Annotated in this window: 26 protein-coding genes; 7 read left to right on the top strand and 19 right to left on the bottom strand. The window is 60.7% G+C overall.

Features of this window, described 5'->3' with window-relative positions; translation table 11 throughout:
• Nucleotides 1–5: 5 nt before the first annotated feature.
• The 5 genes from SynNOUM97013_RS08645 to thrS form a co-directional block, all read right to left on the bottom strand.
• Complete coding sequence (locus tag SynNOUM97013_RS08645) at nt 6–1577, bottom strand: NAD(P)H-quinone oxidoreductase subunit 4 (RefSeq protein WP_186479377.1); 1572 nt, start codon at nt 1575–1577, stop codon at nt 6–8.
• Nucleotides 1578–1650: 73 nt separating this feature from the next.
• On the bottom strand, nt 1651–2598 hold the full coding sequence (gene thrB, locus SynNOUM97013_RS08640) for a homoserine kinase (RefSeq protein ID WP_186479376.1): 948 nt from the start codon (nt 2596–2598) through the stop codon (nt 1651–1653).
• Nucleotides 2599–2613: 15 nt separating this feature from the next.
• Nucleotides 2614–3690 (bottom strand): glucokinase, encoded by a 1077-nt coding sequence (locus SynNOUM97013_RS08635; protein WP_186479375.1) that lies wholly within the window; start codon nt 3688–3690, stop codon nt 2614–2616.
• 119 nt (nt 3691–3809) lie between these two features.
• On the bottom strand, nt 3810–4202 hold the full coding sequence (locus SynNOUM97013_RS08630) for a DUF1824 family protein (RefSeq protein ID WP_186479374.1): 393 nt from the start codon (nt 4200–4202) through the stop codon (nt 3810–3812).
• Complete coding sequence (gene thrS, locus SynNOUM97013_RS08625; RefSeq protein ID WP_186479373.1) at nt 4199–6034, bottom strand: threonine--tRNA ligase; 1836 nt, start codon at nt 6032–6034, stop codon at nt 4199–4201. The genes SynNOUM97013_RS08630 and thrS overlap by 4 nt, the downstream gene beginning before the upstream one ends.
• Before the next feature lie 28 nt (nt 6035–6062).
• Between thrS and SynNOUM97013_RS08620 the strand changes: the two genes are divergently transcribed.
• Nucleotides 6063–6380, top strand: a complete 318-nt coding sequence (locus SynNOUM97013_RS08620; protein ID WP_186479372.1) for a DUF2605 domain-containing protein — start codon at nt 6063–6065, stop codon at nt 6378–6380.
• A complete protein-coding gene (locus SynNOUM97013_RS08615) occupies nt 6377–6775 on the top strand; it encodes a DUF2752 domain-containing protein (protein WP_186479371.1) in 399 nt (132 codons plus the stop codon). Before SynNOUM97013_RS08620 ends, SynNOUM97013_RS08615 begins: the two co-directional genes overlap by 4 nt.
• A 6-nt stretch (nt 6776–6781) precedes the next feature.
• Here the strand turns inward: SynNOUM97013_RS08615 and SynNOUM97013_RS08610 are convergent, their stop codons facing one another.
• From SynNOUM97013_RS08610 to SynNOUM97013_RS08600, 3 genes are all read right to left on the bottom strand, one after another.
• Entirely contained in the window at nt 6782–7381 is a 600-nt protein-coding gene (locus SynNOUM97013_RS08610) for a glycoside hydrolase family 104 protein (protein WP_255443092.1), read from the bottom strand.
• A gap of 335 nt (nt 7382–7716) precedes the next feature.
• Nucleotides 7717–8730, bottom strand: a complete 1014-nt coding sequence (trpS, locus tag SynNOUM97013_RS08605) for a tryptophan--tRNA ligase (protein ID WP_186479370.1) — start codon at nt 8728–8730, stop codon at nt 7717–7719.
• 3 nt (nt 8731–8733) lie between these two features.
• Nucleotides 8734–9261: a hypothetical protein gene (locus SynNOUM97013_RS08600; RefSeq protein WP_186479369.1), complete on the bottom strand. Its 528-nt coding sequence runs from the start codon at nt 9259–9261 to the stop codon at nt 8734–8736.
• 173 nt (nt 9262–9434) lie between these two features.
• Here SynNOUM97013_RS08600 and SynNOUM97013_RS08595 point away from each other — a divergent pair, with 173 nt between their 5' ends.
• Both SynNOUM97013_RS08595 and psbA read left to right on the top strand, forming a co-directional pair.
• A complete protein-coding gene (locus SynNOUM97013_RS08595; RefSeq protein ID WP_255442687.1) occupies nt 9435–10799 on the top strand; it encodes a YcjF family protein in 1365 nt (454 codons plus the stop codon).
• 237 nt (nt 10800–11036) lie between these two features.
• Nucleotides 11037–12113, top strand: coding sequence for a photosystem II q(b) protein (psbA, locus tag SynNOUM97013_RS08590; RefSeq protein WP_186479368.1), 1077 nt, complete (start codon nt 11037–11039; stop codon nt 12111–12113).
• A 285-nt stretch (nt 12114–12398) separates the two neighbouring features.
• Here the strand turns inward: psbA and gap are convergent, their stop codons facing one another.
• Nucleotides 12399–13406: a type I glyceraldehyde-3-phosphate dehydrogenase gene (gap, locus tag SynNOUM97013_RS08585; protein WP_186479367.1), complete on the bottom strand. Its 1008-nt coding sequence runs from the start codon at nt 13404–13406 to the stop codon at nt 12399–12401.
• A 107-nt stretch (nt 13407–13513) separates the two neighbouring features.
• Between gap and SynNOUM97013_RS08580 the strand changes: the two genes are divergently transcribed.
• Nucleotides 13514–14008, top strand: a complete 495-nt coding sequence (locus tag SynNOUM97013_RS08580; RefSeq protein WP_255442686.1) for an HIT family protein — start codon at nt 13514–13516, stop codon at nt 14006–14008.
• Here SynNOUM97013_RS08580 and katG read toward each other — a convergent pair.
• From katG to nth, 8 genes are all read right to left on the bottom strand, one after another.
• Complete coding sequence (gene katG, locus SynNOUM97013_RS08575) at nt 14005–16200, bottom strand: catalase/peroxidase HPI (RefSeq protein ID WP_186481534.1); 2196 nt, start codon at nt 16198–16200, stop codon at nt 14005–14007. The genes SynNOUM97013_RS08580 and katG overlap by 4 nt on opposite strands.
• Before the next feature lie 76 nt (nt 16201–16276).
• Nucleotides 16277–16801 carry a DUF1993 family protein gene (locus SynNOUM97013_RS08570; protein WP_186479366.1) on the bottom strand — a complete coding sequence of 175 codons (525 nt, stop codon included), beginning with the start codon at nt 16799–16801 and terminating at the stop codon, nt 16277–16279.
• Between the two features lie 25 nt (nt 16802–16826).
• Nucleotides 16827–17663 carry a PfkB family carbohydrate kinase gene (locus SynNOUM97013_RS08565; protein WP_186479365.1) on the bottom strand — a complete coding sequence of 279 codons (837 nt, stop codon included), beginning with the start codon at nt 17661–17663 and terminating at the stop codon, nt 16827–16829.
• Nucleotides 17664–17665: 2 nt separating this feature from the next.
• On the bottom strand, nt 17666–18208 hold the full coding sequence (locus SynNOUM97013_RS08560; RefSeq protein ID WP_255442685.1) for a hypothetical protein: 543 nt from the start codon (nt 18206–18208) through the stop codon (nt 17666–17668).
• A 78-nt stretch (nt 18209–18286) separates the two neighbouring features.
• Nucleotides 18287–18556, bottom strand: coding sequence for a hypothetical protein (locus tag SynNOUM97013_RS08555; protein WP_186479364.1), 270 nt, complete (start codon nt 18554–18556; stop codon nt 18287–18289).
• A 58-nt stretch (nt 18557–18614) separates the two neighbouring features.
• A complete protein-coding gene (locus SynNOUM97013_RS08550; protein WP_186479363.1) occupies nt 18615–18851 on the bottom strand; it encodes a high light inducible protein in 237 nt (78 codons plus the stop codon).
• Between the two features lie 68 nt (nt 18852–18919).
• Nucleotides 18920–19738: a bifunctional hydroxymethylpyrimidine kinase/phosphomethylpyrimidine kinase gene (gene thiD / locus SynNOUM97013_RS08545; protein WP_255442684.1), complete on the bottom strand. Its 819-nt coding sequence runs from the start codon at nt 19736–19738 to the stop codon at nt 18920–18922.
• Nucleotides 19738–20391: an endonuclease III gene (gene nth / locus SynNOUM97013_RS08540; protein WP_186479362.1), complete on the bottom strand. Its 654-nt coding sequence runs from the start codon at nt 20389–20391 to the stop codon at nt 19738–19740. The genes thiD and nth overlap by 1 nt, the downstream gene beginning before the upstream one ends.
• Nucleotides 20392–20469: 78 nt before the next feature.
• Between nth and SynNOUM97013_RS08535 the strand changes: the two genes are divergently transcribed.
• The gene (locus tag SynNOUM97013_RS08535; RefSeq protein WP_186479361.1) at nt 20470–20709 is read left to right on the top strand and encodes a hypothetical protein; all 240 of its coding nucleotides are present in this window, start codon (nt 20470–20472) and stop codon (nt 20707–20709) included.
• 31 nt (nt 20710–20740) lie between these two features.
• Here the strand turns inward: SynNOUM97013_RS08535 and SynNOUM97013_RS08530 are convergent, their stop codons facing one another.
• Together SynNOUM97013_RS08530 and SynNOUM97013_RS08525 are read right to left on the bottom strand one after the other, a co-directional pair.
• Nucleotides 20741–20959 carry a hypothetical protein gene (locus SynNOUM97013_RS08530; RefSeq protein ID WP_186479360.1) on the bottom strand — a complete coding sequence of 73 codons (219 nt, stop codon included), beginning with the start codon at nt 20957–20959 and terminating at the stop codon, nt 20741–20743.
• Entirely contained in the window at nt 20952–21089 is a 138-nt protein-coding gene (locus SynNOUM97013_RS08525; protein ID WP_186479359.1) for a hypothetical protein, read from the bottom strand. Before SynNOUM97013_RS08525 ends, SynNOUM97013_RS08530 begins: the two co-directional genes overlap by 8 nt.
• Between SynNOUM97013_RS08525 and SynNOUM97013_RS08520 the strand changes: the two genes are divergently transcribed.
• Nucleotides 21088–21390, top strand: coding sequence for a hypothetical protein (locus SynNOUM97013_RS08520; protein WP_186479358.1), 303 nt, complete (start codon nt 21088–21090; stop codon nt 21388–21390). The two genes, SynNOUM97013_RS08525 and SynNOUM97013_RS08520, sit on opposite strands and share 2 nt — an antisense overlap.
• The last annotated feature ends 39 nt before the right edge of the window (nt 21391–21429 follow it).

Below are 21429 nucleotides of genomic sequence, written 5' to 3'. Positions count from 1 at the left end.
GGTGATCAGCCGAGGGGAAGAAGGGCACGCACAGCCACCACCGTGTGGGTGGCCAGATCCGATGCGAGTGCATCGGTCGAGGCTTCATAGAGGTCCATGGCCACGCGGGGCCAGATGCCGATCACCAGGGTGGGGACGAGCAGGGTCAGACCGATCACAAGTTCACGGGGGCGCATGTCCTGCACGAATGCAAGCGCCGGAATCCTGGGTCCGAAGAAGACGCGACGGCTCATCGAGAGCAGGTAGATCGGTGTGAGCACGAGGCCGATCGCTGCCAGAACGATGGTGGTCACCCTGAAGAAGGTTGTGAAGCTTTCTTGGCTTGTGACACCGAGGAACACGGTGATCTCGCTGATGAAGCCGCTCATGCCGGGCAGTGCGAGCGAAGCCAGGGAGCTCGCCAGGAAGAAGGCGAACGTGATCGGCAGCGCTTTGGCCAAACCGCCCATGTTGGGGATCGACAGGGTTTTGGTGCGTTCGTAAAACACGCCTGTGGTGAAGAACATCGCAGCCGCGATCAGGCCATGACTGACCATCTGGAGCATGGCGCCGCTCAGACCGAGCGCATCCACGGCGCCGATCCCCAGAAGCACGAAGCCCATGTGGCTGACGGAACTGCAGGCAATCCGCCGTTTGACGTTGTCCTGAGCAAAAGCATTCAGGGCGCCATAAACGATGTTCACGATGCCGAGGATGATCAGGGCTGGTGCCAACACCAGGTGTGCGTCGGGCAGCATCTGAACGTTGAAACGAAGCAGCGCGTAGCCGCCCATCTTCAGCAGCACGCCCGCCAGCAACATTGATACGGGCGCATTGGCTTCACCATGGGCATCGGGCAGCCAGGTGTGAAGAGGGAACATCGGCAGCTTCACGCCAAAGCCCACAAGGAAGCCGAGGTAACAAAGCAAACCGAAGGTCCCGCCCGGAGAGCGCTGGGCCAGTTCGGTCAGATTCAGGGTGAATGAGTCACCCGAGAGGGCCAACGCCAGGCCACTGATGAGGATCAACAGGGAGGCGAGGGCCGTGTAGAGGATGAATTTGGTCGCTGCGTACTGGCGGTTCTTTCCGCCCCAGATGGCAATAAGCAGGTAAACCGGCACCAGTTCCAGTTCCCAGGCAAGGAAGAAGAGCAGAAAATCCTGCGATAGGAACACCAGACCCTGGGCTGATGCCTGCACCAGCAGCAGACCGAAATACAGCCGTGATTTGCGCTCGATGTTCCAGCTGGCGGCCACGGACAGCAGCGTCACCAGTCCACTCAGAACCACCAGAGGAGCTGAAAGCCCATCGGCGCCGAGAGACCACTCCAGGCCGATAGCCGGCAGCCAGCTGACCCGCTCCACCAGTTGAAGTTCGCTGCTGAGTGGATCGAAGTGTTGGCTGAACACCCCCAGCATCAGGCCGAGGTCTGCCAGCAAAACGCCGAAGGCGAGGTTGCGTGGAATCGGCGAAGGCTTCTCGTCGTCACCCGGCAACAGCGGCATAACCAGAGCCGCGGCTGCCGGGAGCAGCACGATCAGTGAAAGCCAGGGAAAGCCGGGGTCGGACGCAGCCGTCAGCGGCAGGTTGGCGTCCATAACACTCCCCTTAATTGTGACCGAACTTATCAGCTCCAGGGGGGCGATTGGGTACTTCTACCCAGGCCAAGGCTCAGCAATTGTCTTTTGGCTGCCAGTGACTGCCTGCGGTTTGCAGGCTGAGCAGGGGCGCGCGGCTGGCGACGCCAACGGACTCCCATGCCCGCACCATGGCCTGGCTGATGGCGGCGCCTTTCTCTTCAGAGCAAAGCGCGAGAATGCTGGGCCCGGCCCCGCTGATGGCGCATCCCCATGCACCGGCGGCCAGTGCCGCTTCGCGCACTTCCTGGCCACCCTTGATTAAGCGCCAGCGGTAAGGCTCGTGGAGCCTGTCGTGCATGCCATCGGAGATCAGATCTCCATTGCCCGTGCGCAGCCCTTGAAGCAGCAGGGTGAGTGCTCCGAGATTCACCACCGCATCGCTCACCGGAATCGATTTGGGCATGGCACGTCTGGCTTCGCTGGTGCTCAAGCGAATCGCCGGAATCGCCACGACGGCCTTGACGCTGTGCATCCATTCACAGCGCACCACCCGCCAGCGCTGTGAAGCGGCTTTGGCCGTCATGCAAAGGCCGCCGAGCAGCGAGGGCACCACGTTGTCGGGGTGTCCTTCGATGTCGATGGCCAGTTCCAGCAGCTTCTCCCTGCTCAGCGGTTCGCCGACAAGGGCATTCGCACCGACAAGTCCGGCCACGATGGCCGTGGCACTGCTGCCAAGGCCGCGAGCGGGAGGCACGGCAAGCCTGACCCGTGCTTCGAGCGCTATGGGTTCTTCACCCGCCGCTTTCCAGACCCGTTGTGCTGCTCGGTACACCAGGTTTTCGGCGCCACCGCGGAGATGGGAGCCTTCCTGCCCTTCGATGATCAGTTCGAAGCGTTCGCCGTTGCCCTCGATGCGGCGCATGTTGAAGCGGTTGTTGAGATCCAGGGCTGCACCAAGGCAGTCGAAGCCTGGGCCAATGTTGGCAGTGGTGGCTGGGACATCCACGACCACGGTCTGACCTATACGCGGCTGCGACATCCCCTTCGGTTCTTCTCAGGCCAGTGTCCCACCCGACTCCGCCAGATCACGCGCCCGGCAGGCCGCACTAAAAAGTCCAGCCTCTGGATCAATCACCGCACGGATGGTCATGGACTCGATCAGGGGGCGGAAGCGACCTTTGGCTCTCAGGGGTTCCAGAAACTGTTCGGATTGCAGTCCATCCAGGTTTTTTTCAGCGGTTCCACCCCCAATCCAAAGTCCACCGACGCAGAGCTCCTGTAACGCCAGATCCCCGGCCGCTGATCCATAGGCACCTAGCCAGATGCGGAGCGCGGCGGCGGCGATGGGATCGCCCGCCGCCGCCGCCTTGCCGGTGTGCGCCGGCAGATCTTCGTAACCGGCTTGATCGGCAGGGATGTTGCGCCAGGCGTGGGCATGCTTGGCCAAGGGATGACCCGCGGCCTGGTCGTGCTGCAGCAACCAGTGCATCACGTGGCCGAGGCCGGTGCCACTCACGATCCGCTCGATCGAGAGGCGTTCAAGGTTCAGGTCCTTGCGCAACCATTGCGCTAAAGCCCATTCATCGTCTGTTCGCGGGGCGAACTCCCGGTGGCCGCCTTCGCTGGGCAGAGCCAGCCAGCCATCGGGAGCTGGAAGGCCACGGGCCATCCCCAGGCCGGTGCCTGCTCCAAGGATCGCGACCGCACCGTTGTCGTCGCCTGCGGGTGCCGGAGTGGTGCGACCACGACCGATCTGCAGCACCACCTGCTGTTGATCGTTGAAGTGGGGCAATCCATGGATGAGAACGGCGAAGTCGTTCACCAGTTCGAGCTTCTGCAGGCCTGTGGCGGCCTGCAGCGACGCCTCACTCATCGTCCATGACAGGTTGGTCAGCTGTGCCGAGCCATGACGCACGGGCCCTGCTACTGCAATGCAGCTGGTGTCGGGCTTGGACAGTTCCTCCGGAGCCTGCTCGAGAAAGTGAACGAGCATCGATTCCAGATCACGCCATTCCGCCGAGATGTAGCGATGACTGTGGGCTTGCTCGAGCTGCCCATGCGCGTCTCGGTAGAGAGCAAGGAAGGTTTTCGTGCCTCCAAGATCTCCGGCGAGATAGGTCTTGGCTGCCATGGGTGCGGGTCAGGCCTCATCCATCAAGGCTGATGCTGGCCCGCACAATCGGCAAGCATTTTCGTGCTGCTGGACTCCGCTGATCAGCAGTAGGACACCTGGCTGGCTGGCGTCGAGGATCAGAAGAAATCCAGCGGCAGCGGCCCCCAGGTGCTGCTGATCTGTGCCTCATCGTTGTGATGACCGGTGATCAGAATTCCCTCGCCCAGACCGTGCTCGATGCGCACCCTGACCGTGCCCATCTGCTGATTGGCTTTGAGAAAAACTGGACCGGTCTGATCGGTTCCCTCCACAACCTCCAGGGCGGGCCATGCCAAGGCCGTCTCGAGCGATCGAAGCGTCTCAAGCGCCTGGTCTGCGGATGGGGCCATCACGCCGACCGTGCACCAACTGGTGCTGGCGAGGGCTTCCAGCAGTTCCTTGCGAAGGTTGGCCACAACCTCAGCGCTGAGGTCGGGAGCTGATCGCAGCCGCTCAAGATCCTTGAGGCATTGCACGGGTGAACTGCTCATGCGGGGAACTGCAGGCCTGCAGCGCGTTCGGCGTTGGCGGTTGTTGCGGCAGTCAGGAGATCCTGCACTGGTGTGACACCGACATCTCCATCGCGACGGCTGCGCAGGCTCACGGCGTTCTGCTCCGCTTCCTTGGCACCGATCACTGCCAGCACCGGGATCTTCATCTGTTCGCCGGTGCGGATCAACTTGCCGAGCCGGTCACCGCTGCGGTCGATCGTGGCGCGAACGCCAGCCCTGGTGAGTTGGTCCAACACTTGTTCGGCGTAAGGCTGCACTTCATCGGTGACCGGCAGCAGGCGCACCTGTTCAGGGGCCAGCCAGAAGGGGTAATCGCCGGCGTAGTTCTCGGTCATGATCCCGAAGAAACGCTCCAGCGAACCGAAGATGGCGCGGTGGATCATGATCGGCCGCTGCTTGCTGCCATCAGCGGCGATGTAGTCGAGCTCGAAGCGTTCCGGAAGGTTGAAATCCAGCTGGATCGTGGAGCACTGCCACATCCGGCCGATGGCGTCTTCGATCTTGAGGTCGATTTTGGGCCCGTAGAAAGCGCCGCCGCCTTCATCAATCTTGTAGGCCCAACCCTTGCGCTCCAGGGCCTCAACCAGTCCCTTGGTGGCCAGGTCCCAAACGGCGTCTTCACCAATCGACTTCTCCGGACGGGTGGAGAGGTTGATTTCGTAATTGCTGAAGTCGAAGGTGGAGAGAATGCGCTCGGTGAGATCGAGGATCCTCAGGATTTCGTCGCTGATCTGCTCGGGCAGGCAGAACACGTGGGCATCGTCCTGGGTGAAGCCGCGCACGCGCATCAGACCGTGCATCACGCCGGGGCGCTCGTAGCGATAAACCGTTCCCAGCTCCGCCCAGCGGATCGGCAGTTCCCGGTAGCTGCGCAGTTTGCTGGCGTAGGTGAGCACGTGGAACGGGCAGTTCATCGGCTTGAGCTGGTATTCCCGCTCGTCCACCTCCATCGGGCCAAACATGCTTTCGGCGTAGAAGTCGAGGTGGCCGGAGGTTTTCCAGAGGCTGATGTCCGCCACATGGGGGGTGTAGAGAAGCTCGTAACCACCCTCGAAGTGGGCCTGGCGCCAGAACTCCTCGATCAACAGGCGCATGCGGGCGCCGCGGGGGTGCCAGAACACCAGACCTGCCCCGGCTTCGTCTTCGATGGAGAAGAGGTCAAGGTCTTTGCCGATCCGGCGGTGATCTCGGCGTAGGGCCTCCTCCTTGCGGCGCTTGTGCTCCGCCAGCTGTTCGGGGGTTTCCCAGGCCGTGCCGTAGATGCGCTGCAACTGGGCTTTGGTTTCATCACCGCGCCAGTAGGCGCCAGCAACGCTCTCCAGCTCAAAGGCCTTGGCGTTGAGCTGACCCGTGTGCTCCACGTGGGGGCCAGCACAGAGATCCCACCACTGTTCACCGAGGGTGTAAAGGGTGATCGGCTCTTGCAGGCCCTCGAGGATTTCGAGTTTGTAGGGCTCGTTCTGGGCTTTGATTTTGCTTTCTGCTTCGGCGCGCGTCACTTCGACACGCTCGAGCGGAAGCTTCTTGTTGATGATCTTGATCATCCCCTTCTTGATCGCCTTCAGGTCGGCTTCGGTGAAGGGGTCGGGATTATCGAAGTCGTAGTAGAAACCGCCCTCGGTCCAGGGGCCGATGGTCACGCGGGCCTGGGGAAAGAGCTGCTGCACCGCCATGGCCATCACGTGGCTCATGGAGTGTCGGATCTTCAGCAGCTGCTCACTCTCACTGGTTTTAGGCAGCACCACCGTCGTCGAGGGGGCTGAAGTTGTTGCTGCCGCGCTGCTCACCGTCTGCTGCTCGTGATTCGCCATCCTATGGGGATGCTGTCTGGCTGATGCAATGAAGCCTGGTCGGGATGCCGATGCCGACGAACTGCTGGAGTCGCTGCTCGACTCTCTGCTGAAGGACTTTGACCACTGGTTTCACCGGGGCCAAGAGCTGTTGCAGGACTGTCCGGATTCGGTGATGGGACCGCAGGAACGTGAGCGCATGGCGGTCAGGGTCGAGGAGGGGCTCAGAGCGATCGAAGCCACGCGCGCCCTGGTTCGAGCCAGCCCCGAGGCGATAGCGGTGTCGATGGAAGCGATGGCTCCCTGGCATCAATTGGTGATGGAGGTTTGGGGCCTGTCCGCGCGCGTTGCGAAGGCATCGCGATGACAGGTCCGAGCCGGTCGACGCGGTCAACAGGGCTGGCCAGCCTGGCTCTCTTGGCTCTGTTGTGGCTGCGGTCCAAAGGTTGGCCGCTTCCATTGCCTGGATGTCCATGGCGGGCATGGACGGGCATTCCCTGCCCCACCTGCTTTCTGACCCGTTCGGTGATGGCCTCGCTCCATGGCGATCTTGGCGAAGCCCTCGAGCTGCACGTGTTCGGTCCACCCAGTGTGGTCGGATTGGCCTGGATCGGCTGGCGGCAGGGCGTGAGGGGGGATTCCCTGCCGAAGCTCACGCGTCGGCGCGCCAAGCTTCTGGGGATGGTGATAGCCGCGCTGCTGATCTACTGGTTGGTGCGTCTATGGGGCTGGTTGACGCTGGGGTGGCCCCAGCCCGCCTGATGGGCGTCAGGCTCCCTGGCGCAGTTGGTTCAGGTTGTCGTTGTAGAAGGCCAGCAACTCGGCATGGGTCTTCACCGGTTGGCCGTAGGCACTGTGGCCGGCATGCGTTGGGAAGGACGCCCATTCGGGGGCCAGACTGTTCATGGCTGTCTTCGTAAGGCCGTTGCGGTCAACCTCCTGAAGTGCACCGCGTTTCTTCACCAGGTGCAGCGCTGCCTGGTCCTGGTGCTCAGGGGCGAAGCTGGGAAGATCCAGGTTGCGAGAGACGTCTCTCCAGGTACCGGGAAGGAATTGATAGGCGCCTGCGGCTGCAGAGGCGTATCGCTTCACAACCACGCGATCAGGATGGCGTGAGAGGTCCTGAAATTGTCCGCCTCCGTAGAGGATGCGATAGCCCAGATCCTTCCCTTCTTTCCAGGTGCCTTCGGCATAGCGGATGGTGTTGAGCAGTGCACGACGTTCGGGAGTAATCGCGTAAGCCGCGTCGGAGGGTCCTGTAGAGGTGGCCGTTGAACGGTGGGGGTTCAGAGCTTGAGCCACCGTGCGTTGTTGCTGTTCCCGTTCGATTGAGCGTTCTGCCTGCAGGCTCTGTCCCATGCACAGCATCAGTCCGAGGCTGAGGGCGCCGATGCCCAGCAGCTGAGGAGCGGGTTGTGTCAGAGGACGGATCTGTTTGGTGACGCGATGAAGCAAACGGGACGCTCCGAAACAAAGGAGTCGTTACCTTCGTCAACATCGCGGCCCTCTGGCGAGAGTGTCCCGGCCCCCCTTGACGGAGAGCAGAGCGTGTGCATGGGTAGAAAAACTCAGGTCAATCTTGTCTTTGGACTTGTAAGACAGGCCTGAAGCCGCGCAACCCCTGGGTTTGTGGCTGTTGATACGGGTTCCGCTCTCAGCTGTCTTTAAGGATTAGCGAAACTTTTTAATTGCTGCGTAATTGATCAGCTGGGACTCAGGAAGCCCATCGATTTCCGCACGCGTTGAACATTGGCTTCTGCAACGACGCTGGCGCGTTCGCGTCCGTCGCGCAGGACAGATTCCAGTTGGGACCTGTCGTTCATCAGCTCCCGATAGCGCTGTTGGATTGGTTCCAGGGCCGCCACGGCAGCTTCTGCAAGCAGGGGTTTGAACTGTCCCCATCCCATGTCTGCGCATTCCAGGGCCGCAGCGTCGCGACCTTTGCCGCTGAGAATGGCGTAGAGACCGAGCAGGTTGTCGGTTTCCGGGCGATCGGGGTTTCCGAATTCCAGGCCGCGCTCGGGATCTGTCTTGGCTTTCTTGATCTTCTTGGTGATCAGCTCTGGCGGGTCAAGCAGAGTGATGCGACTGCCCTCATTGGGGTCGCTTTTGCTCATCTTGCTGCGACCGTCGGTGAGGCTCATCACCCGGGCCCCTTCTTTAAGGATCATCGGCTTGGGCACTTTCAGGATCGGGGTCTCCTCCGAGCCAAAGCGCGCGTTGATCCGTTGCTGGGCGATATCGCGTGCCAGCTCGAGATGCTGCTTCTGGTCTTCACCGACCGGCACGAGGTCTGCGTCATAGAGAAGGATGTCCGCGGCCATCAGCACCGGGTAGTCCAGGAGACCCACAGAGACGTTGTCTCCTTGTTTCAGGGCTTTTTCCTTGAACTGGATCATTCTCTCCAGCCAGTTCAAGGGGGTGATGCAGTTCAGAAGCCAGCAGAGTTCGCTGTGGGCGGTCACCTGGCTCTGCACGAACACAGTGGATTTCTCTGGATCCAGCCCGCAGGCCAGATACAGAGCGGCGGTCGTCAGGGTGTCGTTAGCCAGCCGTTGCGGATCATGGGGAACCGTGACCGCATGCAGATCCACAACACAGAAAAAGGTGTCGTGATCGTTCTGGAGATCCACCCAGTTGCGAATCGCCCCCAGCCAGTTGCCCAGATGCAGGGCACCGGTCGGCTGAACACCCGAGAGAACGCGTGGCCGCCCCATGAATCAGGCCTCGGTTGCTGCGTCCTTGGCGGAATCCGCTGCGTCAGCCATCGCTTCAGCGTCTGTTGCCGGCACTTCGGAGGTGCTGGGCTCGACGTCAGCGTTGGACTCGTCTTCAGTGCTGGGTTCTGACTCGGCCGCGGCTGGTTGTGGCTTGGCGGGGCGAGCGAAGGGGTCAGGGCGAGGGCCTCGGCCACTCTCTCCCCTGCGTCCACCCCGTTCGTCATCGCGACGACCGCCGCCACGGTTGCCTTGGGCGCGTTGCTGAGCCACCAGCTCATCGAGCTTGCCCTCCTCAAGCATCTGGCCGAGAGTTCTGACGGCAAAGCCCAGCACTGCCACGGTCGAGCGCAGGTTGAAGGCTTCCTGCAGTGCGCGAACGGAGCGCATTTCGTTGTCGCTCAGTCTGATTCTGAACCCACCGCCTTCGCGGTTTCCCTGGCCCCGTCCTCCGCGGCCGCCACGTCCGCCTTCGCGGCCGCCATCGCCCTGTCCGCCCTGTTGGCGGGAATCGCTGTAGGAATCAGTCATGGCCTGAGGCCTGGTGTCAGGCGCAAGTGTGACGCATCACCCCACGGTTTCAGGGGCCTGCTGATCCGTTTCCCGCTCTGGATGAGTTTTCAGGTCGTTAGAAGAGAAATCGTTCTGTTTCCTGGTGCGCAGCGCTGAAGGTGAGCTAGGAAAGCCTCGTCAGTGAAATCCCAGTGCAGCTTCCGGTACCCACGATCCCTTCCCAGTCGTTGAAGGACGCGTTGGTGACTCCTCGGGTGTTGGGACCTCTGGCTGTGTCCGCTGGTGTCCTCATCAGTGGGCAGTGGCTGCTGGCCGACGTGATGCATCTTCCAGGCGGTGGCCTGAGCGTGCTGGCGGCAGGGGTCGGCATCTGGTGGTTGGCGAAGCCGCCGAAGCGCCCCAGCTTCCGCGAACCCGTCTCACTGCAGGGATGGGTCAAACGCTGCGAGGAAGTGCTGCATCAGTTCGCCGAACTGGAGTCAGCCCTTGGTCTGACGGCATTGCGTGTACCGCGTGAGACCGAGCTGCGACGCATTGAGCAGTTCGATGCGCCTCTCAGTCTTGGGGTTGTGGCGACTCAGGGAACCGAGCTTCCAGCCACCGATCAGCTCCAGAGCGCGATGGCTGGTGTCAAAGCTCTGGATCTCTGCATCGCCAAGCCTCTTCCCGTCACTGCAACAGCGTGGCGTTGGCCGGAGGATCTGCAAGAGCTGGACGTGCTGCTGCACGTGTTGCCGCTACCGCTCCGTGCGGCCGATCTGCTCTGGCTAGAACAGCTTCCCTTTGACCGCCCGGTCTGGCTGTTGTTGAAATCCTCGGGTTGCACGGAATCGACCGATCCACTCGATGCCTTGCGCTGCCAGTTGCCTGAACGCTGGCATCGAAACCTTCTCACCTGGTCCGGTGATCCCAGTCAGTTGCGTGGGGTGCTGCAACCGGTGCGGCAACAGCTCATCCAGTCGGAACGGGTGCGTCAGCGCACCCGCCAGCGTTTGCTGGGCAATCTTCATCGTCAATGGCAAGCGGAGCTGGAAGCGTTGCGTCGAACGCAATTCCGGTCGCTGTTGCAGCGCAGTCAGTGGGTTGTGGCAGGCGTCGTGGCTGCATCCCCTGTTCCCAGCCTTGACCTGATGGCCGTTGTTGTGGGCAACGGTTTGCTCGTGAAGGAGATGGCCAAGATCTGGGCCTGCCCTTGGAGCGCAGATGTGTTGCAAGCGGTGGCCCGTCAGCTGGCGGTCGCCGCTCTGGCCCAGGGCGTGGTGGAGTGGACCGGTCAGGCGCTGCTTGGCCTGGCCAAGCTCGATGGCGGCAGTTGGCTGGCGGCTGGAGCCATGCAAGCGCTCAGTGCGGCCTATCTCACCCGCGTGGTGGGTGCATCCATGGCGGATTGGATGGCGCTGAATGCTGGTGTTTCCGAACCTGACCTTGAGGAGCTGAAGCGTCAGGCTCCTTTGTTGGTGGCGCGTGCTGCAGAGCAGGAGCGTCTGGATCTCCATGGCTTTGCTCAGCAGGCGCGTCAGTGGTTGCAGAACGGTCAGAGCTGGTCGACCACCTGAGCCCGATCACGATCGGTTGATCTTTCCCTCATCCTCTTTTGCACGAGAGAGGAGGTAACGCTTGTTTTGTCGCTTCACGTTTGTTCATGAAGTGTTTATGAAGCTGACATGAACCAATGATTCGAGATGACTCGAATGATGTGATTCGTCAGATAAAAATCAATCACTCCATAGCCTGAATTCGAATCATTGCTCTCTCTGCGGGAGTTCTGATTTTTATCCGTTCTCTTTTGCTTTATGGCTACTGCAATTCGCAGCGGTCGCCGCAGCGGCTGGGAAAACTTCTGTCAGTGGGTCACCGACACCAACAACCGCATTTATGTGGGTTGGTTCGGCGTGCTGATGATTCCCTGCCTGCTCGCAGCCACCATCTGTTTCATCATCGCGTTCATCGCTGCTCCCGCAGTTGATATTGATGGAATCCGTGAGCCCGTCGCCGGCTCCCTGATCTACGGCAACAACATCATCTCCGGTGCTGTTGTGCCCTCCTCGAACGCCATCGGCCTTCACTTCTATCCCATCTGGGAAGCTGCCTCTCTCGACGAGTGGCTGTACAACGGCGGTCCTTACCAGCTGGTTGTTTTCCACTTCCTGATCGGTATTTCGGCCTACATGGGTCGTCAGTGGGAGCTCTCCTACCGCCTCGGCATGCGCCCCTGGATCTGCGTTGCCTACAGCGCACCTCTGTCAGCTGCCATGGCTGTGTTCCTGGTGTACCCCTTCGGCCAGGGTTCTTTCTCTGACGGCATGCCCCTGGGCATCTCTGGCACCTTCAACTTCATGTTGGTGTTCCAGGCTGAGCACAACATCCTGATGCACCCCTTCCACATGCTGGGTGTTGCAGGTGTGTTCGGTGGATCCCTGTTCTCCGCCATGCACGGCTCCCTGGTGACCTCCTCCCTGGTGCGTGAAACCACCGAGAGCGAGTCCCAGAACTACGGCTACAAGTTCGGCCAAGAGGAAGAGACCTACAACATCGTGGCTGCCCACGGTTACTTCGGTCGCCTGATCTTCCAATACGCCTCCTTCAACAACAGCCGCAGCCTTCACTTCTTCCTGGCTGCCTGGCCCGTTGTCGGCATCTGGTTTACCTCCATGGGCATCAGCACCATGGCGTTCAACCTGAACGGTTTCAACTTCAACCAGTCCATCCTTGATGCGCAAGGACGGGTGCTTCCCACCTGGGCTGATGTGCTGAACCGCGCCAACCTCGGCATGGAAGTGATGCACGAGCGCAATGCTCATAACTTCCCCCTCGACCTGGCTGCTGCTGAGACCACTCCTGTGGCTCTGCAAGCTCCCGCCATCGGTTGATCGAGACAGCCTGAGGCTGAAGTCTCAAAAAGATTCAGCTTCGGTTGAATCGGAAAGCCCCCTCTCACGAGGGGGCTTTTTTATTGCTTGGAAAGCGGTCAATCACGTGATCAGTCGTTCTTGAGCAATCCTCTGATTGCGGGACTTCAAGTCAACCCAGATCAACAAAAAAAGAGGAGCTTTTAGACGGAATGACTTAGTCACTCCGCCCAAAAGCTTTGATCACTGATCTTCGATCAGTGCGTTGATGTTGGATTAATCCATTGTCATCGCACTGGTGGTTGGTCAGCTGGCTGCAGTGGCTTCCATGTGACGCATCAGATCAATGCATTTGCAGCTGTAAGCCCACTCGTTGTCGTACCAAGCGACAAGCTTCATGAACTGGTTATTGAGGGCCATGCCTGCTTGTGCATCAAACACGGAGGTGCAACTTTCGCCTAGCAGGTCGTTCGACACGATCGGATCTTCGGTGTAGCCGAGAATTCCAGACAGGCCGTTCTGTGAGGCTCCCTTCATGGCGTGCTTCACGTCTTCGTAGCTGGCGGGTTGGGCCAGATTGACCGTCAGATCCACCACCGACACATCCGGAGTTGGAACGCGGAAAGCCATGCCCGTCAGCTTTCCGTTCAATTCAGGAATCACACGTCCCACGGCTTTGGCAGCACCAGTGGAACTGGGGATGATGCTCTGGCCTGCACCGCGTCCTCCGCGCCAATCCTTCAAGGAGGGGCTGTCGATCGGCTTCTGAGTGGCGGTGGTGGCGTGCACGGTGGTCATCAGACCACTGACAATGCCGAAATTGTCGTTCACCACTTTGGCGAGGGGCGCCAAACAATTAGTGGTGCAGCTGGCATTAGAGACGATCGCTTCACCGGCGTAGGCCTTGTGGTTCACCCCCATGACAAACATCGGTGTGTCGTCTTTGGAGGGAGCACTCATCACCACACGCTTGGCACCGGCTGCCAGGTGTTGTCGTGACGTGGCGTCGGTCAGGAAAAAGCCTGTGCTCTCCAGCACGTAGTCCGCACCCACATCGCCCCAGCGCAGCTGGGCGGGGTCCCGCTCCGCAGTCACCCGAATGATCGAGCCGTTCACTACAAGCTGACCATCCACAACGTCGATTTCGCCTGGAAAGCGTCGGTGCGTTGAGTCGTAACGCAGCAGGTAGGCGAGGTAATCGATGTCGATCAGATCATTGATCGCCACAACCTCCACATCCGGACAGGCCATGGCCTGTCGGAAGGCCAGGCGTCCAATGCGCCCGAAGCCGTTGATGCCGATGCGGATGGACATGAAGACCAACCCTTCTTCTTTCTTGATTTATAGAGAACATCTGAGAAGACAACCGCCTCCTTTCTGGGGACGCAGACAGAGTGGATAAAAATCTGTGATTTGCGTTGATGGATGCTTCTTCCGGCGATGAGGTCTGTGCAATCTGTGCGCTCCATCGCGATGAAGACCATCTCAAGACTCATGAGATCTGGCGCAGTGATCGTTGGTTGCTGCGGCATCATCCCGGCCCCGCACCCCTGACGGGTTGGTGTCTCCTGGATGCACGCCGACACTGCGGCGGCCCCATGGAGTTTGTCCCTGAGGAAGCAAGGGAGTGGGGACTGGTGGTGCAGCAGGCCTCAAAGCTGGTGCAGCGGGTGTCAGGTTGTGACCGCGTGTACGCGATTGCCTTTGGTGAGGGGGCCCGTCATCTGCACCTGCATCTCATTCCCCGTGTAGGCGGTGATGCACGCACCACGGCCTGGGCCGTTGCTGATCACTACCGCAACGTCGAGGAAGGTCGCACCGTCGCAGCCTCCGACGCCAAGGTCCGGGACTGGATGGCGCGAGCCAGAGCCGTGGCGCCGGACCTTTTTGAGGGGGCGTTCAGCATGGATCGCTAGCTGTTTAGATCGAAGCGATCCAATTCCATCACTTTGGTCCAGGCCCGCACGAAATCGGAGATGAAGCGTGCAGCTCCGTCACTCTGGGCATACACCTCAACGATGGCTCGGAGCTGGCTGTTGGACCCGAACACCAGATCTGCACGACTGGCGATCCAGCGTTCGGCGCCGTTGGCTCCGTTCCGGCCTACGTAGCTGTCCTGGCTTTCGCTGGCGGGTGTCCAGTGTGTGGTCATGTCCAGCAGATTCATGCAGAAATCGTTGCTGAGCACGCCGATTCGCTTGGTGAACACGCCCTGGCGATTGTTGCCGCTGTTGGCTCCAAGCACCCGCAGACCCGCCACCAGCACCGTCATTTCAGGAGCGCTGAGGGTGAGCAGCTGCGCTTTGTCCAGCAAGAGCTCTTCCGCTCGAATCGGTAGACCCTGGCGCTGCCAGTTGCGGAATCCATCCGCCAGAGGTTTGAGCGTGTTGAACGATGCGGTGTCGGTCTGCTCCGTGCTGGCATCGGTGCGTCCCGGCCGGAATGGAACGGTGATGCTGTGGCCGCCGTCGGCTGCCGCTTTTTCCACCGCAGCGCAGCCCGCCAGCACAATCAGATCGGCGATGGACACCTGCTTGCCGCCTGTGGCAGCTGCATTGAATTGCTGCTGCACGGCTTCGATGGCCTTCAAAACCGCCTGCAGTTGTTCAGGGTTGTTGACCTCCCAGCTTCGCTGCGGCAGCAGTCGCAGCCGCCCGCCGTTCGCGCCCCCACGACGATCGGAGCCGCGGAAGGTGGAGGCCGAAGCCCATGCCGTGGACACCAGCGCGGGGACCCCCAACCGAGTGTCCAGGAGCTGTTGCTTCAGGTTGGCGATGTCGGCAGTGTCGATCAGTGTGTGATCGACACTTGGAACGGGGTCTTGCCAGATCTGGACCTCTTGAGGGATCTCGGGGCCCAGGTAGAGCGCGCGGGGCCCAAGGTCACGGTGCGTCAGTTTGAACCAGGCCCGGGCAAAGGCATCGGCAAAGGCATCCTGGTCTTGATGAAATCTTCGTGCCACCGGTTCCATCACCGTGTCGTGCCGGAGCGACAGGTCGGCGGTGGTCATGATCGGAGCGGATGACTTTCCGGCGACATGGGCGTCAGGAATCATGTGCTCGGGTTTCACGTCCTTGGCGACCCATTGCCAGGCACCGCCAGGGCTTTTGATGAGTTCCCAGTCGTAGGTGAACATCATTTCGAAATAGCCCTGGTCCCAGCGGGTGGGGTTCGGTTTCCAGGCTCCTTCAATGCCTGTGGTGATGGTGTGCTCGGCTTTTCCGGAATGAAAGGTGTTGTGCCAACCAAGGCCCTGTGCATGCAGTGGTGCACCTTCCGGTTCTGTCTCGAGGTGTGACGGTGGTGCGGCACCGTGGCATTTGCCGAAGGTGTGTCCGCCGGCCACCAGAGCCACGGTTTCTTCCACGCTCATGCCCATGCGCGCAAACGTTTCGCGCACATCCCGGCCGGAGGCGACGGGATCGGGTTCGCCGCCAGGTCCCTCAGGATTGACATAGATCAGGCCCATCTCGACGGCTGCCAACGGCTGATCCAGGTTTCCCTGTGCGTCAGTCCGATCGTGGTCAAGCCATCCGGTTTCGCGACCCCAGAACACATCCTCCTCGGGTTGCCAGATGTCGACGCGCCCTCCGGCAAATCCAAAGGTCCGGAATCCCATCGACTCCAGCGCCACGTTGCCCGTGAGGATGATCAGATCCGCCCAAGAAATGGCATTGCCGTATTTGCGCTTGATCGGCCAGAGCAGACGTCGTGCTTTGTCGAGATTGGTGTTGTCCGGCCAACTGTTGAGAGGCGCAAATCGCTGGTTCCCATGACCAGCCCCGCCGCGGCCATCGCCTGTCCGGTAAGTGCCAGCACTGTGCCAGGCCATGCGGATGAACAGCGCTCCGTAATGCCCCCAATCAGCAGGCCACCAATCCTGCGAATCCGTCATCAGGGCCCGCAGGTCGGCCTTGAGATCCTGGTAGTCAAGGCTGGCGAAGGCTTTCGGATAGTCGAAGTCGTCTCCTAGTGGATTGGAGGCCGGATGGTGCTGATGCAGGATCCCCAGGTTGATCTGATTGGGCCACCAGTGGTCGTTGCTGGTGCCACCAGCGGGCGTGACGGCACCGGTATGACCACTAAAAGGGCATTTCATTTCAGACATCAGACGCTTCGGATCGACGCTCTTCAGCACCGTATTCAGAGCTTCTGAACATGACCATTAACGGCAACGATCTTCGTCACGTTGTTTTCATCCCCAGGAAATCCGCTTTGCCAATGGATGTGCCGTTGTGTCGAAGGATGGCGTAGGCCATGGAGCAATGGAAGTAGACGTTGGGCAGCAGGAAATCAGTGAAGAATTCGAGGGCTTTGAACTCCAGCTGGCCGCCACCGAAGCTGCGTGGGATCGGCATGACCACACCCCGTTGTTCTCCGCCGACAAAGGCTTCAGGCGGGAACGCCCGCAAGGCGCTGAGGGTGGTGTCGATGCGGTTGATCAGGCCAGGGAAGCTGGCTTCGCTGTCGGGCATTGACGACGGCTCCTCGCCGATCAGCCGCGCGGTGCCTCTGCGGGCGATGTCCGTTGCGGCCTGAACCTGTTGCTGCAGATCAAACATGTCCGGGTAAAGCCTGCTGGAGAGCAGAACCGACTCGGGGATCTCCCGTTGCTCGAGATCAAGGCTGGCTCGCTCGAGGATGTCGCGCAGGTTGGTGAGCACCCGTTCCAGCTGGGGGATCACCAGAGAATGCAGATCGGTGCTCATCGCGGGGCCCCAGGATGGTTTGGTTCTAGCCGTAGGGGCCAAAGCGTGTTGCACAAGCTGCACCACAGCGAGCACCCAGTGCCACGGCATCGTTCACCGACCAGCCAGCGGCCAGTCCTGCCGTGACCCCTGCAGCAAAGCTGTCGCCACATCCATAGGACTCCACCATCGGCGCAGGCAGAGGCTCGGCGTTGAAACGGCCACCAGGGATGAGCACTCCGCCGGCGTCGCCCTCGGTGGCGATCTGCAATTTGGGGGATGGATCCAGGCACCCTGGCGGCAGTTGCTCACCAGGGTCGAGGCCACTGCCGATCAGGGCATCCAGTGGCAAGCAGGCTTCCTGCAGCACGGGTAAGCGCAGCCTGGGTGTCGCCGTCAGCATCTTGGCTTGCCGCGCCAGTCGCAGCCCAGCCGCATCGGTTGCGGACACGAAGACCCCGTCGCAGTCAGCGAGCCGTTCCCAGCTGAGTGCGTCATGGGCCATGGGCGTGAGCCGGTCGCCGATCACCGTGATCGCCCTGTCTCCTCCTGGGTCCGTCAAGCTGATCCCTCGACGGCTTGGGCCGTCACGCCAGGCCACAACGGGTTCCACTCCCAGCTCTTTCAGGCGTTGGACGCTGCGTTCGCCAATCGCATCACGACCAAGGGCCGTGAAGAAGAGCACGGGTTGACCAGTCAGGCGTGCCAGTTGCACGGCGACAACAGCGCCCGCACCGGCTGGCTCCTCAAGGGAACGGCTCGCTCGACTGATGCAGCCTGGTTGTGGCAAAGCGTCCACCTCTAGGAAAGTGACCCACTCCTGATGTCCCACCACCGCCAGGCGCAAAGATCGCAGGTCGCCGACGGATGGTGTGGAAGTCATCGCTAGGGGATGGGCAGCAGAGATTTGGCGGCATCGCGGAGTTGGACGCTGATCTTGCCGCCGACCGAATCCACTCTCACGCCACCGAACACGTTCAAGCGCTCTCCGTCCGGGGTTGCGACCAAAACCGCATCACCATCCTCACCTTGCACAGTCACGGGTTGGGTCACTTCATTCACCGTGACGGGACCTGAAAGCGCCACACCCCCTTCAACCTGCACAGGTGTGCTGACAGCCACGCCCTTGGGCACAGCGACATCGCCTGCAACAGGAAGCGTTTCAGCGGCCTGGATCATCAAAGGTTCTTCGCCTTTGACCCGCACAGGTGCCGTGAGCTGATCCACTGTGATGCCACCAACCAGCTTCACGGGCAGGGGCTGGCTGAGAGGCAGACCGATTGGAATGGGCTGGCGCAGAATCTGGATCGCTGCCACTGCGACGGCCCAGGCGGCCAGCGCCACGGCCAATGGCCAGCGGCTCGCCATCAGCAGCACAAACCAGCGCGGGTCAGAGCTGGATGAGGAACGATCGCTGGGGTCGGCCATGGCGTGCTCTGGACGTGACGGTTCGTTTTTACCGGGTTCCCTCACCAGATCCATGGATGAGCAGCCACTTCAGCCAGCTCAGAGCTCGTATTCCTCCTCGAACCGGCTCAGCAGGCCTTTGTAGAGCGCCAGGGTGCCTTCACTTTCTTCGGTCACGCCATCGGTGACATACAGCTGAGCGAGGTGGGTGCAGGCAGCGTGGACTCTGGAAAAAGCTTCGGCGTATTCGTTCTGAATGTCCTCTTCACGGATGTCTCGGATCATGGCCGAAACGAATTCCACCTTTTTTTGGGCTGCTTTGATATCAGCCTCCATGTCTTTACTGAGTTTGCGCCGCTTGCGAGCCATGTCTCCGGTCTGACAGCCCTCAACCCTAGGGGTGAGGGCTGCTGGATCAGGAAACTGATCAGAAACAGAACGGCAGGAACTTGGTGCTGCAGGCGGCATAGCCATCCACCAGTGGACCAAGGCCGATCTGATGGATGATTCCCTGGCCGGTGATGGCTTCCGTCAGCACACCAATCACAAACCCGAGCATGGCGGCACGGCCATTGAAACGTTCAACGCGTTCCAGCTGTTCGGCGTGGATGGCATGGGAAGCGGAATCCTGGAACCACTTTTCGCTGGCTTGTTGGTTGTCCATGGATCAAACGCGAATGTTTAGGACTGTAACGGATTTTTGACTTTTTCTTTGTCGGCTTTTGTTTTTGGCTAACGAATCGCCCAATGGCAGATCGGTCCCTGGCCATGGCCGATGGCCAGGGATTGCTTGAGGCCCTGTTTGACGTAGTTGCGCGCCTTGTCGATCGCATCCCTGAGCGTGTCTCCACGCGCCAGGCATGCGGTGATCGCTGCCGACAGCGTGCAGCCGGTGCCATGGCTGTGGGGGGTGTCGACCCAGTCCCCGGTAAGCCAGTGTGCTGTGCCGTCGAAGAGCAGATCGCGTCCGCCATGGGCCGGGTCGCTGCCGCTCTTGATCAGCACCGCTGCTGGCCCCTGGGAATGGATGATGGCCGCCGCCTTTTCAACGGCACTGGCGTCATCCAAGACAAGACCGCTCAGCAACCGCGCTTCATGGCGGTTGGGCGTGAGCAGGGTCGCCTGAGGCAGTAGCTCCTGGCTCATGGCTTGGATCGCCTGTTCCTCCAGCAGCACAGCCCCGGTGCGGCTCACCATCACCGGGTCGATCACTTTCGGGATCGTCAGTGGTTCGAGCATCGCCGCGGTGGCCTTGATCAGCTCGATGTTCAGCAGCATCCCGGTCTTGACCGCGTCAATGGCCAAGTCCTTCTGCACGGCCTGGAACTGCGCCTTCAAACCGTCGGGCGGCAGAGCATCCACACGCTCCACGCCGCAGGTGTTCTGCGCAGTGACACAGGTGATGGCACTACAGCCATGCACCTGGAAGGCCATGAAGGCACGCAGATCTGCCTGCAGCCCTGCGCCTCCACCGGAGTCGCTTCCGGCGATTGTGAGGGCGATCGGTGGCTTGAGGTGGTTGGCCTGCATGGTTCTCGCGGTGGGTCGCATCAGGGCTTGTTCCAGATCACCGGTTTGCGCCTGTTCGGGTAAAGCTCCTTGCACAGAGGACACACCCTGCCGTCGCATCCCCTGGCCGTGCAGTACTCCCGTCCGTAAAAAATGATCTGGAGATGCAGTCGGTTCCAGTGCTCCTCAGGGAACAACGCCTTCAAATCCCGTTCTGTTCGCGCCACGCTCTCGCCGCTGCTTAATCCCCAGCGCTGGGCGAGCCGATGGATATGTGTATCGACGGGAAAGGCAGGGACCCCGAAGGCCTGAGCCATGACCACGCTGGCGGTTTTATGCCCCACTCCGGGCAATGCCTCCAGTTCCTCGAAGCTTGCAGGCACCTGGCTGCCATGCACATTCACCAGGATGTGCGCCAGTTTGTGCACGTTGCGCGCTTTGGTTTTGGCCAGACCAAGCTGGCGGATGTGGCCGAAAATGACGTCCTCGCCCAGTGCGGCCATGGCTTCAGGCGTTGGCCCCGCTTCGAACAGAGCCGGCGTGACTTCGTTGACCTTTTTGTCGGTGCACTGTGCACTGAGCAGCACCGCGATCAGCAGGGTGAAGGCATCGCTGTGATCGAGAGGAATCGGTGGTTCCGGGTAGTGCTCATTCAGTCGATCCAGCACCAGGGCAGCCCGTTCTCTCTTTTTCATGGCCTTGCTGCTCGGCTCGTCATGATTGCAGCGATTGAACAGGAGTGAGACATTGGGTGCAGACCCGGCTGTTCAGCCATGGCCTCCGCCCATCGCAAGGTTCACTCCGGCTCCGAGCAGGCTTACCTGCGAGCTGTTGAGCGTGAAGAGCAGGCTGATGCTGAAGGGGCCAATCCCTGCGGTGCTAACTCCGCCAAGGCCATCTCCTCGAAGCGCCAATCCTCGGAGCGGCAATCCTCGGAGCCCGCGCTGCCTGCAGACGACGCCAGCGATATGTTTCGCCAGCACAGCCATCAGCAATCGATGGAAGGAGGCTGAGCCTGCTTAAACCAAAAGGGTTTGGCAGTTCTCAGGAGCCGGGCTGAAGAGCTTCCTTGACGGATTCAACGCCTTTTTGAATCGCCTCGGCAGGGGCTTTGATGCGTTGCTGCTGGGTGTTCGACCAGATGTTCACGGCGTAGACGATGGCTCCACCCACGATCAAGGCAGCCAGCACAAGGCCGAGACCATTGCCTCCCTGCTGAATCACCACAGGACGTTGCTCCTGATTGCTGCTGGGATCACCCATCGTCATGGCCTCTCTGCTGCGGTTGTAGCCACAGCACGGCGCACTGTCGCGATTGGAAGATGGTGTGAATCACAACAACGGTGTCGCTGTAGCTGCCTACAACGCCTCCAAGACGTCGTGATCTGGCCATGCTCACCACCAGCACTCGGCTCAAGCTTCAAGCCATCCTCCGACGCCTGGCCTCTGGAACCAGCGTCAGCCTCGAGGAACGTGTTTACTTGCAGAAATTTGCGGATTGCGATCGCACCGTTGCGTCGTGGTTACGCCAGGCCCGTCGGCAACAACTCGCTGGGCACCATCGCAGTGGCATGGATGGTTTCCTCAATGAGCTGGATCTGGGAGCTTCAGAACCTGATCAGGAGCATCGGCCGGATCGCGATGATCTCGGCGATTGGTTCGGAGGTGCGGATCCCTGGTTGAGGCGCGACTGAAAGGATGCGCAGCATGAGTTCCCTTAACGTCATGGCTGG

The sequence above is a fragment of the Synechococcus sp. NOUM97013 genome (genome assembly GCF_014279815.1).
GTDB lineage: Bacteria > Cyanobacteriota > Cyanobacteriia > PCC-6307 > Cyanobiaceae > Synechococcus_C.
Note: the sequence above shows the minus strand (reverse complement) of the source record. Positions and strands in the feature narration are given on the sequence as shown.